The 15,433-nt window shown below is 70.9% G+C and carries 18 protein-coding genes; 11 read left to right on the forward strand and 7 right to left on the reverse strand.

Features of this window, described 5'->3' with window-relative positions; all coding sequences use genetic code 11:
- The first annotated feature begins 97 nt into the window (after positions 1–97).
- The 6 genes from JMJ55_RS07390 to JMJ55_RS07415 all read left to right on the forward strand — a co-directional run bounded on the left by JMJ55_RS07390 (position 98) and on the right by JMJ55_RS07415 (position 4,366).
- Entirely contained in the window at positions 98–1,237 is a 1,140-nt protein-coding gene (locus tag JMJ55_RS07390; RefSeq protein WP_202824864.1) for an acyl-CoA dehydrogenase family protein, read from the forward strand.
- 1 nt (position 1,238) lies between these two features.
- Entirely contained in the window at positions 1,239–2,243 is a 1,005-nt protein-coding gene (locus JMJ55_RS07395) for an acyl-CoA dehydrogenase family protein (protein WP_202824865.1), read from the forward strand.
- Positions 2,240–3,040 carry a crotonase/enoyl-CoA hydratase family protein gene (locus JMJ55_RS07400; RefSeq protein WP_202824866.1) on the forward strand — a complete coding sequence of 267 codons (801 nt, stop codon included), beginning with the start codon at positions 2,240–2,242 and terminating at the stop codon, positions 3,038–3,040. The genes JMJ55_RS07395 and JMJ55_RS07400 overlap by 4 nt, the downstream gene beginning before the upstream one ends.
- An 84-nt stretch (positions 3,041–3,124) precedes the next feature.
- The gene (locus tag JMJ55_RS07405) at positions 3,125–3,526 is read left to right on the forward strand and encodes a four-helix bundle copper-binding protein (protein ID WP_202824867.1); all 402 of its coding nucleotides are present in this window, start codon (positions 3,125–3,127) and stop codon (positions 3,524–3,526) included.
- A 3-nt stretch (positions 3,527–3,529) separates the two neighbouring features.
- Entirely contained in the window at positions 3,530–3,850 is a 321-nt protein-coding gene (locus tag JMJ55_RS07410; RefSeq protein WP_202824868.1) for a DUF6496 domain-containing protein, read from the forward strand.
- A 54-nt stretch (positions 3,851–3,904) separates the two neighbouring features.
- A complete protein-coding gene (locus JMJ55_RS07415; RefSeq protein ID WP_202824869.1) occupies positions 3,905–4,366 on the forward strand; it encodes a nitroreductase family deazaflavin-dependent oxidoreductase in 462 nt (153 codons plus the stop codon).
- Here JMJ55_RS07415 and JMJ55_RS07420 read toward each other — a convergent pair.
- The gene (locus tag JMJ55_RS07420) at positions 4,363–5,388 is read right to left on the reverse strand and encodes an aspartate-semialdehyde dehydrogenase (protein WP_202824870.1); all 1,026 of its coding nucleotides are present in this window, start codon (positions 5,386–5,388) and stop codon (positions 4,363–4,365) included. The genes JMJ55_RS07415 and JMJ55_RS07420 overlap by 4 nt on opposite strands.
- Positions 5,389–5,528: 140 nt before the next feature.
- Between JMJ55_RS07420 and JMJ55_RS07425 the strand changes: the two genes are divergently transcribed.
- Positions 5,529–5,759: a hypothetical protein gene (locus JMJ55_RS07425; protein ID WP_202824871.1), complete on the forward strand. Its 231-nt coding sequence runs from the start codon at positions 5,529–5,531 to the stop codon at positions 5,757–5,759.
- On the opposite strand, the gene JMJ55_RS07430 is transcribed toward JMJ55_RS07425, so the two are convergent.
- Genes JMJ55_RS07430 through JMJ55_RS07450 form a run of 5 tightly spaced genes read right to left on the reverse strand, consistent with a single transcriptional unit; the run spans position 5,756 to position 9,859 of the window.
- Positions 5,756–6,151 (reverse strand): RidA family protein, encoded by a 396-nt coding sequence (locus tag JMJ55_RS07430; protein ID WP_328702579.1) that lies wholly within the window; start codon positions 6,149–6,151, stop codon positions 5,756–5,758. The two genes, JMJ55_RS07425 and JMJ55_RS07430, sit on opposite strands and share 4 nt — an antisense overlap.
- On the reverse strand, positions 6,148–7,767 hold the full coding sequence (locus JMJ55_RS07435; protein ID WP_236033463.1) for a benzoate-CoA ligase family protein: 1,620 nt from the start codon (positions 7,765–7,767) through the stop codon (positions 6,148–6,150). The genes JMJ55_RS07430 and JMJ55_RS07435 overlap by 4 nt, the downstream gene beginning before the upstream one ends.
- Before the next feature lie 45 nt (positions 7,768–7,812).
- On the reverse strand, positions 7,813–8,625 hold the full coding sequence (locus JMJ55_RS07440) for an enoyl-CoA hydratase family protein (RefSeq protein ID WP_202824872.1): 813 nt from the start codon (positions 8,623–8,625) through the stop codon (positions 7,813–7,815).
- Positions 8,622–9,119 (reverse strand): MarR family winged helix-turn-helix transcriptional regulator, encoded by a 498-nt coding sequence (locus JMJ55_RS07445; RefSeq protein ID WP_202824873.1) that lies wholly within the window; start codon positions 9,117–9,119, stop codon positions 8,622–8,624. The genes JMJ55_RS07440 and JMJ55_RS07445 overlap by 4 nt, the downstream gene beginning before the upstream one ends.
- Positions 9,116–9,859 (reverse strand): SDR family NAD(P)-dependent oxidoreductase, encoded by a 744-nt coding sequence (locus JMJ55_RS07450; protein WP_202824874.1) that lies wholly within the window; start codon positions 9,857–9,859, stop codon positions 9,116–9,118. The genes JMJ55_RS07445 and JMJ55_RS07450 overlap by 4 nt, the downstream gene beginning before the upstream one ends.
- Positions 9,860–9,965: 106 nt before the next feature.
- On the opposite strand from JMJ55_RS07450, the gene JMJ55_RS07455 reads away from it, so the two are divergent.
- From JMJ55_RS07455 to JMJ55_RS07470, 4 genes are all read left to right on the forward strand, one after another.
- Complete coding sequence (locus JMJ55_RS07455) at positions 9,966–12,284, forward strand: bifunctional salicylyl-CoA 5-hydroxylase/oxidoreductase (RefSeq protein WP_202824875.1); 2,319 nt, start codon at positions 9,966–9,968, stop codon at positions 12,282–12,284.
- A 32-nt stretch (positions 12,285–12,316) separates the two neighbouring features.
- Positions 12,317–13,537 (forward strand): flavin-dependent oxidoreductase, encoded by a 1,221-nt coding sequence (locus JMJ55_RS07460; RefSeq protein WP_202824876.1) that lies wholly within the window; start codon positions 12,317–12,319, stop codon positions 13,535–13,537.
- Positions 13,537–14,322, forward strand: a complete 786-nt coding sequence (locus JMJ55_RS07465) for an enoyl-CoA hydratase (RefSeq protein ID WP_202824877.1) — start codon at positions 13,537–13,539, stop codon at positions 14,320–14,322. Before JMJ55_RS07460 ends, JMJ55_RS07465 begins: the two co-directional genes overlap by 1 nt.
- A gap of 116 nt (positions 14,323–14,438) precedes the next feature.
- Positions 14,439–14,969 (forward strand): hypothetical protein, encoded by a 531-nt coding sequence (locus JMJ55_RS07470; RefSeq protein ID WP_202824878.1) that lies wholly within the window; start codon positions 14,439–14,441, stop codon positions 14,967–14,969.
- Between the two features lie 5 nt (positions 14,970–14,974).
- On the opposite strand, the gene JMJ55_RS07475 is transcribed toward JMJ55_RS07470, so the two are convergent.
- Positions 14,975–15,424 carry a cupin domain-containing protein gene (locus tag JMJ55_RS07475; RefSeq protein WP_236033464.1) on the reverse strand — a complete coding sequence of 150 codons (450 nt, stop codon included), beginning with the start codon at positions 15,422–15,424 and terminating at the stop codon, positions 14,975–14,977.
- Between the last annotated feature and the right edge of the window lie 9 nt (positions 15,425–15,433).

Below are 15,433 nucleotides of genomic sequence, written 5' to 3' on the forward strand. Positions count from 1 at the left end.
TTCCCGGCGAGCAAAGCCGGGCCATCTCCCGCTGTCGAGGGGGGTGGCGCCGCCTGGCATTCTGGGCCACCAAGGACTCCAAGGAGGAAACGGACGCATGGCCGGACTGCAATTCCCGCTGCGGGACACCCCGCCCACTGCCCCGGCCCTCCGCGCCGAGCTCCGCGCCTTCCTCGCCGAGATAGGGCGCGACTGGCCGCCCATCGTCCCCGCCTATTCCTGGATGGGGTTCGACCGCGAATTCTCCCGCGAGGTCGGCAAGCGCGGCTGGATCGGCATGACCTGGCCGAAGGCCTATGGCGGAGGTGAGCGCACCGCCCTCGAGCGCTATGTCGTGCTGGAGGAGATGCTCGCCGTCGGCGCCCCGGTCGGCGCCCACTGGATCGGCGACCGGCAATCCGGCCCCCTCATCCTCCGCCTCGGGACGGAGGAGCAGCGGCGCGAATTCCTCCCCCGTATCGTCTCCGGCGAGCTGGCCTTTGCCATCGGCCTCTCCGAGCCCGACAGCGGCTCCGACCTCGCCAGCCTCCGCACCCGGGCGGAGAAGGTGCCGGGCGGCTGGAAGGTGAATGGCCGCAAGGTCTGGACCAGCAGCGCCCATTGCTGCGACTTCATGATCGCCCTGCTCCGCACCGCCCCGGCGCCCGACCCGAAGGCGAAGCACCAGGGCCTCAGCCAGTTCCTGGTCGATCTGCGCAGCTCCGGCCTCTCGATCCGGCCGATCCTCGACCTCGTCGGGCAGGACGGGTTCAACGAAATCACCTTCGACGATGTCTTCGTCCCCGACAGCCTGCTGGTCGGGCAGGAGGGCAATGGCTGGGAACAGGCCACCGCCGAGCTGGCCTTCGAGCGGGCCGGGCCGGAACGCTACCTCTCCTCGCTTCCCCTGCTGACCGAGGCGCTCGACGACCTCCGCGCCGAGCCGGCGGCGCCCGAGGCGGCCGGCCGGCTGCTCGCCCGCGCCAGCACCTTGCGGCAGATGTCCCTCTCGGTCGCCGGCATGCTGCAGGACGGGCATACCCCCGCCCGCGAGGCCGCGCTGGTGAAGGATGCCGGCAATGACTTCGAGCAGGCCCTGCCGGAGACCATCCGGCGCCTGATCGACCCCACCCGCACGCCGCCGCAGGTGCTGGAGATGCTCGGCCTGATGACCATGGTCGCCCGCAGCTACTCCTTGCGCGGCGGCACCCGTGAGATCCTGCGTGGCATCATCGCCCGCCAGCTGGGGCTCCGCTGAGATGAGCGATATCCGCGAGATGCTGGTGGAGCAGGTGGACCGCCTGCTCGCCGACCGCTCCGAGCCCGCCACCCTCCGTGCTGCCGAGGCCGGGACCTGGCCGCAAGCCCTTTGGGACGAGGCGGAGGCGCTGGGACTGCCGCTGGCTCTCGTCCCGGAGGAGCAGGGCGGCGTCGGCCTCGGCTGGGGTGATGCCGCGGCGCTCTGGCAGGTGCTCGGCCGCCATGCGGCGCCGCTGCCGCTCGGCGAGAGCATGGCCGCTGCCGGTCTGCTGGCCGGCGCGGGCATAACTCCGCCCGCCGGCTTCATCGGCCTCGGCCTGCCCGGCGAGCCCGTCGCCTGGGGCCGCCGTGCCGCCCATCTGGCCCTCGCCCCGGGCGGGGAGGTGGCGCTGCACGCGCCATCCGGCTGGCAGGAGGGCAGGGGGCCGATCGCCCGCGAGCCGGCCGACCGGCCGGTCCTGGCCGCGCCGCTGGCCGAGGGCAGGCTCCCCGCCGCCTATGGCCCGGACGCCGCGCTGCTCGCCGGCGCCTTGCTGAACGCCGCCCGCATCGCCGGCGCGCTGGAGGCGGTGCTCGACATGACGGTCGAGTATGCGAATACCCGCAAGCAATTCGGCCGTGCCATCGGCGGCTTCCAGGCGGTGCAGCAGCTCCTCGCCCGCTGCGCCGGGGAGGTGGCGGCGGCCGGCGTCGCCGTCGCCAATGCCGGCCGCGCCGCCGATCGCCGCGGCCTCGCCGGCGCCGAATTCGAGATCGCCGCCGCCAAGGTCGTCGCCGGCGAGGCCGGCGGCACCGGCGCCGAGATCGTGCACCAGGTCCACGCCGCCATCGGCTTCACCGACGAGCACCCGCTTCACCTCTTCACCCGCCGCATCTGGGCCTGGCGCGACGGCGCCGGGCCGGAGCGGCTCTGGGCCCGCCGCATCGGCGATGCCGCGCTCGCTCGCGGCGGCGCGCATCTCTGGGCCGACCTCACCAGCCGCGACGAGGAACCCGCCGCATGACCGACTACGTCAAGTACGAACAGGATGGCCCGATCGTCACCCTGACCCTCAACGCGCCGGAGAAGCGCAACGCCATCTCCACCTTCGCCGATTGCGACGACGTCGTCGCCGCCCTCCACCGCATCAACCGCGACCGCTCGGTCCGGGCCGTTATCCTCACCGGCGCCGGCACCGCCTTCTGCGCCGGCGGCGACCTCAAGGCCATGCGCGACCGGCGTGGCATCCTCGAGGGCAGCCACGCCGATGTCCGCGAGAATTACCGCCGCGGCGTCCAGGCCATGGCCAACGCCCTCTACGATTGCGACGCCCCCACCATCGCCGCGGTGAACGGCCCGGCCATCGGCCTCGGCCTCGACGTCGCCTGCATGTGCGACATCCGCATCGCCTCCGACAAGGCGAGCTTCGCCGAAAGCTTCGTCAAGGTCGGCATCGTCCCCGGCGATGGCGGCGCCTGGCTGCTGCCGCGCGTCGTCGGCATGTCCGTCGCCGCCGAAATGAGCTTCACCGGCGACCTGCTGAGCCCGCAGGAGGCGAAGGAGGTCCGCCTCGTCTCCAAGGTCGTCCCCCATAAGGAGCTGATGGCCGCCGCCGGCGCGCTCGCCGCCCGCATCGCCGCCAACCCGCCCGAGATGGTGCGGATGACCAAGAAGCTGCTGCGCGAGGGCCAGCACACCCGCCTCTCGACACTCTTGGAAATGTCCGCCGCCTTCCAGGCCCTGGCGCACACGACCGAGGACCACAAGGAAGCGGTGAACGCCATGCTGGAGAAGCGGAAGCCGAGCTTCACCGGGCGGTAGCCGCCCCGCCGGGCGCGCCGGAACTCGGGAGCCGGCGCGGCCTTCGCGCGTTGCCGAGGCACACCCGAGCCAAGGCGCGCCCCGATGGATCACCTTTCCGAGATGCTTCGCAGCCAGCCCCATCAGCCCTCGGCGATGGAGGCGATCCAGCGCTGCATCGAGGCCTGCACCGACTGCGCCCAGATCTGCACCAGCTGCGCCGATGCCTGCCTGTCCGAGCGTGACCCGGCCAAGCTGGTCTACTGCATCCGCCTCGACCTCGATTGCGCCGATCTCTGCGCCGCGACCGGCCGGATCATCGGCCGGCTGACCAAGCCCAACCGGGCCCTGACCGAGGCGGCGCTGGAAGCCTGCATCGTCGCCTGCGGCGCCTGCGCCGATGAGTGCCGCGAGCATGCCGAGATGCATGCCCATTGCCGCGTCTGCGCCGAGGCCTGCGACGCCTGCGCCGCCGCCTGCCAATCCCTGCTCGAAGCGATGAGGTGAGAGATGGCCAGCAAGCAGTCCCGTCCGCAGCGCGAGACGGTCGAGAGGGTGATGCGCGAGTTCAAGGAAGGGGAGCTGGAGACCAGCCGCGGCACGCCCGTCCGCTCCCAACGCCAGGCCGTTGCCATCGCGTTGCATGAGGCGGGCGCCTCCCGCGACGAGAGCCCGGCCCGCAACCGCCGGAATCTCCGCCGTACCAAGGCAAACGAAAGCATGGCGGGGCAGAGCAAGGCCGAGCTCTATGCCGAGGCGAAGCGGCGGGGCATATCCGGCCGTTCCGGCATGGATAAGGCGGCGCTGATCCGGGCACTCAACGCGCATTAGCCGACCCCGCAGGGTGGGTGCTAGGCTCCGGTCTCCGCAAGCGGAGAGCCGACGATGTCCGACGCCAAGCTCGCCCCCAACCTGCCGCAATGGATGCTCGACCACGCCAACCGCTACCTGTCCAGCGGCGGCACCGAGGGGCATGACTACAAGATCGCGCCCCCCGGCTATGGCGAGATGGTGGTTCCCGCCCTGCTGCTGACGACCACCGGCCGCAAGTCCGGCGAGCGCTACATCTTCCCGCTGTTCTACGGGAAGACCGGCAACAGCTACATCATCGTCGCCTCGAAGGGCGGGGCGCCGGAGCATCCCGGCTGGTATCGCAACCTCCTCGCCCATCCCGAGGCCGAGATCCAGGTCGCCACGCAGAAGCTCAAGGTGCGCGCCCGCACCACCAGCGGCGAGGAGCGCGAGCGGCTCTGGAAGCTCGCCCTGGGCTTCTGGCCGCCCTATGCCGACTACGCGAAGAAGACCGACCGGGAGATCCCGGTGGTCGTCCTCGATCCGGCGGGCTAGCGCCCCTCCAGCAGCCCCTGCGCCACCGCCAGCTCCGCGATCTGCACGGCGTTCAGCGCCGCGCCCTTGCGGAGATTGTCGGCCACGCACCAGAAGGCGAGGCCATGCGGCACGGTCGGGTCGGCACGCAGCCGGCTGACGAAGACCGCATCCTCGCCCGCTGCCTCGGCCGGCGTGACGTAGCCGCCATCCTCGCGCTTGTCGACGAGCTGCACCCCCGGCGCGTCGCGCAGGACCTCGGTGGCCTGCTCGACCGTGATCGGCACTTCGAATTCCACATGCACCGCTTCGGCATGGCCGATGAAGACGGGCACCCGGACGCAGGTCGCCACCACCGCGATATCGGGGTCGAGGATCTTCCGCGTCTCGACCGCCATCTTCCACTCCTCCTTCGTCGCCCCGTCATCCATGAAGCGGTCGATATGGGGGATGCAGTTGAAGGCGATGGGCTTGGTGAACTGCTCGGGCGTGGTCGCGTCGTTCACATAGATGGCGCGGGTCTGGTTGAAGAGCTCATCCATGCCCTCCTTCCCCGCGCCGCTGACCGACTGGTAGGTCGCCACCACCACGCGGCGGATGCGGGCCAGGTCGTGCAGCGGCTTCAGCGCCAGCACCATCTGGATGGTCGAGCAATTGGGGTTGGCGATGATCCCCCGCTTCGCCCCGCGCCGCAGCGCCTGCGGATTGACCTCCGGCACCACCAGCGGCACATCGGGCTCCATGCGGAACTGGCTGGTATTGTCGATGACGAGGCAGCCCGCCGCCGCCGCCCGCGGCGCCTGCACCGCCGAGATCGCCGCACCGGGCGAGAACAGGGCGATGGAGGTCCCCTTGAAGTCGAAGCGCTCCAGGCTCTGCACCTTGAGGACGGTGCGGTCCCCGTAGGAAAGCTCGGTCCCGACCGAGCGCGCCGAGGCCAGCGCCACCACCTCGCTCACCGGGAAGTCCCGCTCCGCCAGCGTCTTCAGGATCTCCCGCCCCACCGCGCCGGTGGCGCCGGCGACTGCGACCTTCATGCCCATGCTGCGCTCCCATTCCAGCCCCCTTGCATGGGCCCGATGCGCAGCGTGTTCAAGGAAGCGGGCGCTTTCGGGGGCGGATGGCTTGTGCGCTAGGCTGCGGTGCCTACCTTCCAGACACCCAATCTGAGACGGAGACAGCCATGTTCATGCGTGCCGCCGCGACCGCCACGACGGCCGGAATGGTCTTCGCGAGCCTTGCCTTCCTGACCGGCGTCGGCGTCGGCGCTGCCGCCATCGGCGGGGCCTGCCTCGCCCGCCAGGCGATGAAGCAGCGCAACAGCTGGCGCGACGAGGATGCGGGCGCGAGCGTATCCGCCACCGATGCGATGCCGGATGAAGGCGAGGCGATGCCGGGCGCCAATCCCATTTAGTCGGGAACGAGGGCGGTTGCCTCGATCTCGACCCGCGCCTCGGGCTCGACCAGCGCCACCACCTGCACCAGCGTCATGGCCGGGAAATGCCGGCCCATGACGGCGCGGTAGATGGGCCCGAGCGCCCGGAGGCTGTCCCGGTATTCCGCCATGTCGGTGACGTACCAGGTCAGCCGCCCGATATGCTCCGGCCCGCCCCCCGCCTCGGCCAGGACGGCGAGGATGTTGCGCAGCGCCTGCTCCACCTGGCCGAGGAAGCCCTCGGCCATGCGGCCCCCTGCATCCCAGCCGATCTGGCCGCCGAGGAGCACGGTCCGCCCGCGCCCGGCCATGCCATTCGCATAGCCTTTGGGTTGCGGCCAGCCCGGCGGCAGAAGGGTTTCGAGGCTCACGCGATGGCTCCCTGGCGCAGGGCGAAGCGTTGCAGCTTGCCGGTCTCGGTCCGCGGCAGGCTCGCCACGAAATCGATCCGGCGCGGGTATTTATAGGGCGCGATCGCGGCCTTCACATGCTCCTGCAGCGCCCGGACCAGCGCGGCATCGCCGGTGGCCCCCGGCTCCAGCACGACGAAGGCCTTCACCACCATGCCGCGGTCCTCATCCGGCACGCCGACCACGCCGCATTCGCGCACCAGCGGATGGCTGAGCAGCGCCGCCTCCACCTCCGGCCCCGCGATGTTGTAGCCGGCGGAGATGATCATGTCGTCGCTGCGGGCCTGGTACCAGAAATACCCATCCTCATCCTGGATGTAGGTGTCGCCGGTGATGTTCCAGCCATCCTCGACATACCGGGCCTGGCGAGGGTCATCCAAGTAGCGGCAGCCGGTCGGGCCGCGCACCGCCAGCCGCCCGGGCGTGCCGCGCGGCACCTCGGCGCCATCCGGCCCGACCACCTTCGCCTCATAGCCCGGCACCGGCAGGCCGGTGGCGCCGGGGCGGATCTGCTCCTCCCGCGCCGAGATGAAGATGTGCAGCATCTCCGTCGCGCCGATGCCGTCCATGAGCTTGAGGCCGGTCGATGCCTGCCAGGCCTCGAAGATCGGCCGCGGCAGCGCCTCCCCGGCGGAGACGCATTTGCGTAAGGATCGCAGGTCGTGGTCCGCCGCCTTCGCCGCCATGGCGCGATAGGCGGTGGGCGCGGTGAAGCAGATAGTGGCGCGATGCCGAGCAATGGCCGGCAGCAGCTCCTCCGGCGAGGCGCGTTCCAGCAGCACCGCCGTCGCCCCGACGCGGAAGGGAAACAGCACCAGCCCGCCCAGCCCGAAGGTGAAGGCAAGCGGCGGCGAGCCGATGAAGATGTCGGAGGGCTCCGGCCGCAATACCTCCCGCGCATAGGCATCGCAGATCGCCAGCATGTCGCGGTGGAAATGCAGCGTGCCCTTCGGCTCCCCGGTAGTGCCGGAGGTGAAGCCGATCAGTCCAATATCCTCGGCCGCGGTGTCGCAGGCGGTGAAGTCCGGGCTCTCGGCGGCGCAGAGCCCCTCCAGTTCGCCATCGCCCCAATGCAGCACATGCCGCAGCGCGGGCGCCTCCGCCTCGCGCAGCGCATCTGCCAGCCGCGCATCGCAGAGGGCGTGGCTGATGCGCGCCTTGCGCAGCATCTGCCCCAGCTCCTTCGCCCGCAGCAGCGGCATGGTGGCGACGACGATCCCGCCCGCCTTCAGCACGGCGAAATAGGCGGCGACCATCCAGGCGGTATTGGCGCCGCGCAGCAGCACCCGGTTGCCCGGCACCAGCCCGGTGCGGTTCACCAGCACATTGGCGATGCGGTTCACCCGCTCGGCAAGCTGCGCATAGGTCAGCGTCTCGGCCGGCGTGACCAGCGCCGGGTGGTCAGCGCGCGTCGCCAGGTTCCGGTCCAGCAGCGCGGTCGCGCAATTCAGCCGCGCCGGGTAATGGAGCTGCGGCAGGGTGAAGCGGAATTCCGGCCATTGGTCGCGCGGCGGCAGTCCATCCCGCGCGAAATCGTCGAGATGGGCGCTCGGGGTCTCCATCATCATGCCATCCATCGCAACCTCCCATCCGGAGTGCAGTCGGCCGGCTGTTTTCTGTCCCTAATCGCCCTTGAAGACCGGGCGCTGCTTGGCCGCGAAAGCCTCATAGGCGCGGCGGAAATCCCCTGTGGTCATGCAGAGCGCCTGGGCGACGGCTTCCGCCTCGATCGCCTGCTCGACGCTCATCGCCCATTCCATCTGCAGCATGCGCTTGGTCATCGCATGGCCGAAGCTCGGCCCCTCGGCGATCTCCCGCGCCAGCGCCGCGGCCTTGTCGGCCAGCGCCTCCGGCGCGTGCAGCGCGTTGAAGAAGCCCCAGGCGAGGCCTTCCTCGGCGCCCAGGCTGCGGCCGAGATAGAGCAGCTCGCTCGCCCGCCCCTGGCCGATGATCCGCGGCAGGATGGCGCAGGCGCCCATGTCGCAGCCGGCGAGGCCGACGCGGTTGAACAGGAAGGCCACCTTCGCCCGCGGCGTCGCCAGGCGGAGATCGGCGCTCATGGCGAGGATCGCGCCGGCGCCGGCCGCCACGCCATCCACCGCGGCGATGATCGGCTGCGGGCAGGCCCGCATCGCCTTCACCAGCTCCCCGGTCATGGCGGTGAATTGCATCAGCCCCTTGGTGTCGCGCTCCAGCAGCGGGCCGATGATCTCATGCACATCGCCGCCCGAGCAGAAGTTGCCGCCCGACCCGGCGAGGACGAAGACCTTCACCTGCTCCTCCCGCGCCGCGGCGCGGAACAGCGCGCCGAGCTCGGCATAGCTCTCGAAGGTCAGCGGGTTCTTCCGCTCCGGCCGGTCGAGGGTGATGGTGGCGACCGGACCCTCCACCGCCAGCCGGAAGTGCTCAGCCCGGTATTCGGCCAAGGGGATCATGTGCCGCCCTCCTGCAAGCCTGCCCTGACGCTGGCTTTCGTGCGGCCGAGCAGCCGGTGCAGCGCCTCCCGTTCGCTGTCCGAGAGGCCGGCCAGCAGCTCAGCCACCCAGCCCTCATGCGCCGCGCTCTGGCGGGCGAATTCGCGCCGGCCGCGCGGCGTCAGCCGCAGGCTCTGCGCCCGGCGGTCGGTCGTGCTGACGCGCCGCTCCACCAGCCCCTCTTCCTCAAGCCGGGCGGCGAGGCCGGTGACATTGCCGTTGCTGACCATCATCCGGCGCGAGATCTCGCCGAGGGTGAGGCCGGCCGGATGCCGTTCCAGCTGCGCCAGCAGGTCGAAGCGGGGCAGGGTGGTGTCGAATTCGGCGCGCAGCCGCCGCCTGATCTCCGCCTCGATCAGGTTGGTGCAGGTCAGCAGGCGCAGCCAGAGCCGCAACTCGTCCTTGTGGCCGGGCGGCGTATCGGCCAGCGCCGTCTCGGCATCCAGCGGCATCATGCCTCGCCCCCTGCCACCGGCAGCGCCACGCCGTTCACCGCCGCCGCTCCGGGCCCGCAGAGGTAGAGCACCGCGGCCGCGACTTCCTCCGGCCGGACCAGGCGGCCCTGCGGGTTGTGCCGGGTGAGTTCCGCCCGCGCCTCCGCCTCGCCACGGCCGGTCCTGGCCATGATGCGGGCGATGCTCTCGGCGACGATCTCCGTCTCGGTGAAGCCGGGGCAGACGCAATTCACCGTGACCCCGCGCCCGGCGACTTCCAACGCCAGTGCCCGGGTCAGGCCGAGCAGCCCATGCTTCGCCGCCGCATAGGCCGCGACATAGGGATAGCCCTTGAGCGCTGCGGTCGAGGCGATGTTGACGATGCGTCCCTGCCGCGCTTCCAGCATGGCGGGCAGCACCGCCCGGATGACGGCGGCCGCGCCGGTGAGGTTGACCGCCAGCATCCGCGCCCAGAGTTCGGCATCGGTCTTGAGGAAAGGTGCGCTCTCCGCCGCGCCGGCCGCATTCACCAGCAGCGCGCAGCGGGGCAGGGGAGGGAGTTCGCCCGCCACATCGGCGACGACGTATCCGGCCGCCGCACCCGCTTCGACCGCCGCCCGCAGCGGCGCTTCCCGCCGGCCGAGCACCGTGACCTCGGCGCCGGCGGCGCTCAGCGCCCACGCGCAGGCCAGCCCGATCCCGCTGCCCCCGCCGGTGACGAGCGCAGGCAGACCATCCAGTGCGGGGCTGCCCTGATCCATGATGCTTGAAGCCTAAAACATCGTCCGGCGGCGCCGCAACGGCCAAATCCGGTTGCCCGGCGAATAGTTGAAGCCTAAACTATCCCGGTCAGCGGAGGCTCCCTCCATGCGCATCGCGATCATCGGCGGCGGCCCCGCCGGGCTGTATTTCGCCATCCTCATGCGGCGCGACTTTCCCGAAGCGCGCATCACCGTGGTGGAACGCAACCGCGCGGAGGATACCTTCGGTTTCGGCGTGGTCTTCAGCGATGCGACGCTGGACGCCTTCGCCGCCGCCGATGCGCCGAGCTACCGCGCCATCACCGAGAGCTTCGCGTACTGGGACGATATCGAAATCCATGCGAAGGGCGCGGTGCACCGGATCGGCGGCAACGGCTTCTGCGGCTGTTCCCGCCGCACCCTCCTGCTGCTGCTGCAACAGCGCGCCCGCCAGCTCGGCGTCGAGTTGCGCTTCGGCCAGGAGGCGCAGCCGGAGGACTTCCCCGATGCCGACCTGATCGTCGCCGCCGATGGTATCAACAGCCCGATCCGCACCCGCTTCGCGGATCACTTCCAGCCGGAGATCACCCTCCGCCCCAACCGCTTCGCCTGGATGGGCTCGACCCGCCCCTTCGATGCCTTCACCTTCTTCTTCAAGGAACGGCCGGAAGGTATCTTCATCGCCCATTGCTACCAGTATGAGGCGAATGCCAGCACCTGGGTGCTGGAGACCGATCCCGAGAGTTTCGCCCGCGCCGGCCTTGGGGCCATGGACGAGGCGGAGAGCGCGCGATTCCTGGAAGGCGTCTTCGCCGAGGAGCTGGCGGGCCACCGCCTCATCACCAACCGCTCCGCCTGGCGCCGCTTCCCGGCGCTGAAATGCGCCCGCTGGACGCGCGGCAACCTGGTCCTGATCGGCGATGCCAAGGCCAGCGCGCATTTCTCCATCGGCTCCGGCACCAAGCTCGCCATGGAGGATGCGATCGCGCTGCATCGCGCCTTCCTCCAGGGCGGCAGCGTGGCCGACAGCCTCGCCCGCTACGAGCATGGGCGGCGCGAGGATGTGGAGAAGACCCAGCACGCGGCGGATGTCTCCCTGGTCTGGTTCGAGCATGTGAAGCGCTTCTGGGACATGCACCCGACGCGCTTCGCCTTCGGCCTGATGACCCGCAGCAAGGCCATCACCTGGGACAACCTCCAGCTCCGCGCTCCGGAATTCATGGCCGAAACCCAGGCCGTCTTCGCCGCCGAGGAAGGCGGCGACCCAGCCCGGCCGCCCATGTTCCAGCCGCTGCGCCTGCGCGGCATGGAGCTGGCGAATCGCATCGTCGTCTCACCGATGTGCCTGTACAGCGCGGAGGAGGGCGTCCCGACCGATTTCCACTTGATGCATTACGGCGCGCGGGCCGTCGGCGGTGCCGGGCTGATCTTCACCGAGATGACCTGCCCCTCAGCCGAGGCCCGCATTACGCCCGGCTGCGCCGGCCTCTGGAATGACGAGCAGGAAGCCGCCTGGACCCGCATCGTCTCCTTCGTTCATGCGCATGGCCCGACGAAGATCGCCCTCCAGCTCGGCCATGCCGGCCGCAAGGGCGCGACGAAGCTGATGTGGGAAGGCATGGACCGGCCGCTGGAGGAGGGCGCCTGGCCCGTCATCTCCGCCAGCCCCATCCCCTATCGCCCGGAGAACCAGACCCCGCGGGAGATGACCCGTGCCGAGATGGATGCGGTGAAGGCGGATTTCCTGGCCGCCGCCGCCCGCGGCCTCCGCTGCGGCTTCGATATGCTGGAGCTGCACTGCGCCCATGGCTATCTGCTGGCGAGCTTCCTCTCCCCGCTGACCAACCGCCGCACCGACGGCTATGGCGGCCCGATCGAGAACCGGCTGCGCTACCCGCTCGAGATTTTCACGGCGCTGCGTGCCCTCTGGCCCGCGGACAAGCCCATGTCGGTCCGCATCAGCGCCACCGACTGGGCCGATGGCGGCATTTCGGATGAGGACACGCTGGCCATCGCCCACGCCTTCGCCGCGGCCGGCTGCGACCTGATCGATGTCTCCACGGGGCAGACGGTGCATGATGCCGCCCCGGTCTATGGTCGCATGTTCCAGGTCCCCTGGTCCGACATGATCCGCCAGGAGGCCGGCATCGCCACGATGTGCGTCGGCAACATCACCACCGCCGACCAGGTGAACACCATCCTCGCCGCCGGCCGCGCCGATCTCGTGGCGCTGGCCCGGCCGCATCTGACCGATCCCAGCTTCACCCTTCGCGCCGCGGCAGCCTATGGCGTCGCCGATATCGCCTGCCCGCCGCAATACCGCTGGGGCAAGGATGCGCTGCTGCGGAACGCCGCCCGGGACCAGGCCGATCTGCGCGAGCTTCGGCTCAAGGCCCGCCCGCGCAGCCACGCCCCGCAATGGACGCTGCCGCGCGCCGCGGAGTAGGCTCCCGGGGGCAGGGAGGGGAGTAGGCCGAGATGATCCTGATCGCGGGCGGCGGCGTCGGCGGCCTGACTCTCGCCCTGATGCTCCACCAGCGCGGCATCCCCTGCACGGTCTTCGAGGCCGCGGAGGAAGTCCGCGAGCTCGGCGTCGGCATCAATACCCTGCCGCATGGCATCGCCGAACTCGCCGCGCTCGGCCTGCTGCCCGCGCTGGATGCGGTGGCGATCCGCACGCGGGAGCTGCGCTACCTCAACCATCTCGGCCAGACCCTGTGGTCGGAGCCGCGGGGCCTGCATGCCGGGCATCCGATGCCGCAATTCTCCATCCATCGCGGCCGGCTGCATGGCGTGCTCTGGCGCGCCGCGGCCGAGCGCCTGCCCCAGGGCGCGCTCCGCACCGGGGAACGCCTGCTGGGCTTCACCCAGGATGCGGAGGGCGTCACCGCGCAATTCACCTCCGGCCCGCAGCGCGGCACGGCACTGATCGGCGCCGACGGCATCCATTCCGCCCTGCGCGCCCTGCTGCACCCGCAGGATGGCGGCATCCGCTGGCAGGGCATCCAGATGTGGCGCGGTGCCCTCGATTGGCCGGCCTTCGAGACCGGCGATGTCATGCTCATCGCGGGCGACCTGAAGGCGAAGCTGGTCTTCTACCCGATCGGCCCCGGCAGCACGCCGGGGCACCGCCTGACCAATTGGGTGATCTACGCGCGGGTCGCCAGCGGGGAGACCCCGCCGCCGCGGCGCGAGGACTGGTCCCGGCGCGGCAGGCTGAAGGATGTCCTCCCGCTCGCCCGCCGACTGAAGCTGCCCTTCCTGGATCTGGAGGCGCTGATCCGCGCCTCGCCCGCCCGGCTGGAATACCCGATGTGCGACCGCGACCCGCTGCCCTGGTGGACGCAGGGGCGCGTCACCCTGCTCGGCGATGCGGCGCATCCGATGTATCCGGTCGGCTCCAACGGCGCCTCCCAGGCGATCCTCGATGCCCGCTGCCTCGCCGATCTCCTCGCTTCGCAGCCCGCCCCGGCGGCGCTTGCGGCCTATGAGGCCGACCGCCTGCCGAAGACCGCCGCCATTGTCGCCAGCAACCGCAAGGGTGGGCCGGAGCGCGTGGTGGATGTGGTCTGCGAACGCGCGCCCCGCGGCTTCACCCGCATCGAGGATGTGATCCCCATGGAAGACCTCGCCGCCATCGCCCGGGGCTATGCCCAGACCGCCGGCTTCGCCGTCACCAGCCCCATGGGATCCCGCTGATGCCCGGCACCATCCAGGTCACCCATAGCGAGGCGCCCGAGACCGGCCGCATCGCCCGCGTCGTCATCGACCACCAGGCCAAGCTGAACACGCTGAACCCCGGGCTCATGCGGGACTTCATCGCCGCCATGGACGGGGTCGGGCGGGATGAGAGCCTGCAGGCGGTGGTCGTGACCGGCGCCGGGCCCAAGGCCTTCATCGGCGGCGCCGATATCGGCACCATGGCCGCCATCGACGACAAGGACGCCGCCGAGGCCTTCATCACCCTGGTCCATGGCTGCTGCCGCGCGGTGCGCGACTGCCCGGCGCCCGTCATCGCCCGGCTGAATGGCTGGACCCTCGGCGCCGGGCTCGAACTCGCCGCCGCCTGCGACCTCCGCCTCGCCGCCGAGGGCGCCCGCTTCGGCATGCCCGAAGTCCGGGTCGGCATCCCCTCGGTGGTCGAGGCGGCGCTGCTGCCCGGCCTGATCGGCTGGGGCCGCACCCGCCGCCTGCTGCTGCTGGGCGAGACCATCTCCGCCGCCGAGGCGCTGGACTGGGGCCTGGTCGAGCGGGTGGCGCCCGAGGCAGGGCTGGATGCGGCGCTGGCCGAATGGCTGGCGATGCTCGGTTCCGCCGGTTGCCGGGCGCTGCGGTTGCAGAAGGCGCTGATCCGCCGCTGGGAGGATCTGCCCCTGACCGAGGCCATCGCCGCCGGCATTCCCTCCTTCGCCTCCGCCTGGGAGACAGAGGAGCCCCGCCACATGCTGGGCGCCTTCGCGCATCGGCCCAGAAATATCCGGTAATACCGCTCGCAGGAGTTTGACGCTGCGGTGCAGCGGCGCTCGGCCTCCCCGGTTCTTAACTGGGATGGTAGTGGACGGCGGCCTATTCTGGTCGCCCCTGCCGAGCGGGAGTGACCGTGCCGGAGCCCATCCTCATCGAACCCGATGCCGCCTCGGCGGAAGCCCGGGGCTGGCTGGCCCTGCGCAATTGCCGCCTGTCCGGCCATGTGCTGCCGCTGGTGCTGCTGCATCCACGCTACGGCATCGCCGTCCAGGGCGGGCCGGAGGACGCGCCACGCCTGGTGCAGGAGAGGCTGGACCGCGCCTGCTTCCCGGCCATCTTCCCCGGCCACCTGCCCATCGCCCGGCTGGCGCATGAGGATGACCCGCCCGAGGCCGCCTTCGCCGGGCTGAAGCCCCTCTTCCTGCCTGGCGAGGATGCCTGGATCAAGACCGTCCGCCGCACGCTGGAGCGCGAGGGACCGCAGGGCGAGCGCGTGGCGCTGCCGCGCCGTCCCGCCCGGCAACACGCCCGCCGCCGGCGGCTGATGCTGGTGGCCAGCCTCGCCGCGGTGCTGGTCGGCGGCTTCGGCGTCGGGCTGCTGGCGACCATGCCGCATAACCCCTCCTTCGCCTCGCTGCTGCCGATCGGCCGCGGCGGGCGATAGCCGGCTCAGCCCGGGGGCGGCAGGAATTCGACGTCGTATTCGGCGGCGATCCGCACCACCTCGGCCGGGTCGCCGACATTGTGGATGCGGGTGAAGAGCTCATAGAGCCCATGCGCCGGCGCCACCCAGAACAGCGCCCGCACCGGCTGGCCGGACTTGTTGAAGATGCCGTGCGGCATGCCCATCGGCATGCGGATCAGGTCGCCGGTGCCGGCGAGTTTCGTCTCGCCGGCCAGCATCAGCTCGAACTTCCCGTCGAGGATGTAGATGAACTCATCCTGCTTCGCGTGGATATGCGGCGGCACGAAGGTGCCGTCGGGGAAGAGGGTGTGGAAGGCGAAGGACGCCTCCGAGCATTGCAGCGGCTTGTAGGTCTGGCCGAGGATGTTCCAGGCAACGCCACCCTCGCCCTCGCCCGCCGGGGTGATCCCGGCCGTCATCTGCGGCATCTGCATGTTCGCCTC

The organism is Belnapia mucosa (assembly GCF_016775475.1).
GTDB classification, from domain to species: domain Bacteria; phylum Pseudomonadota; class Alphaproteobacteria; order Acetobacterales; family Acetobacteraceae; genus Belnapia; species Belnapia mucosa.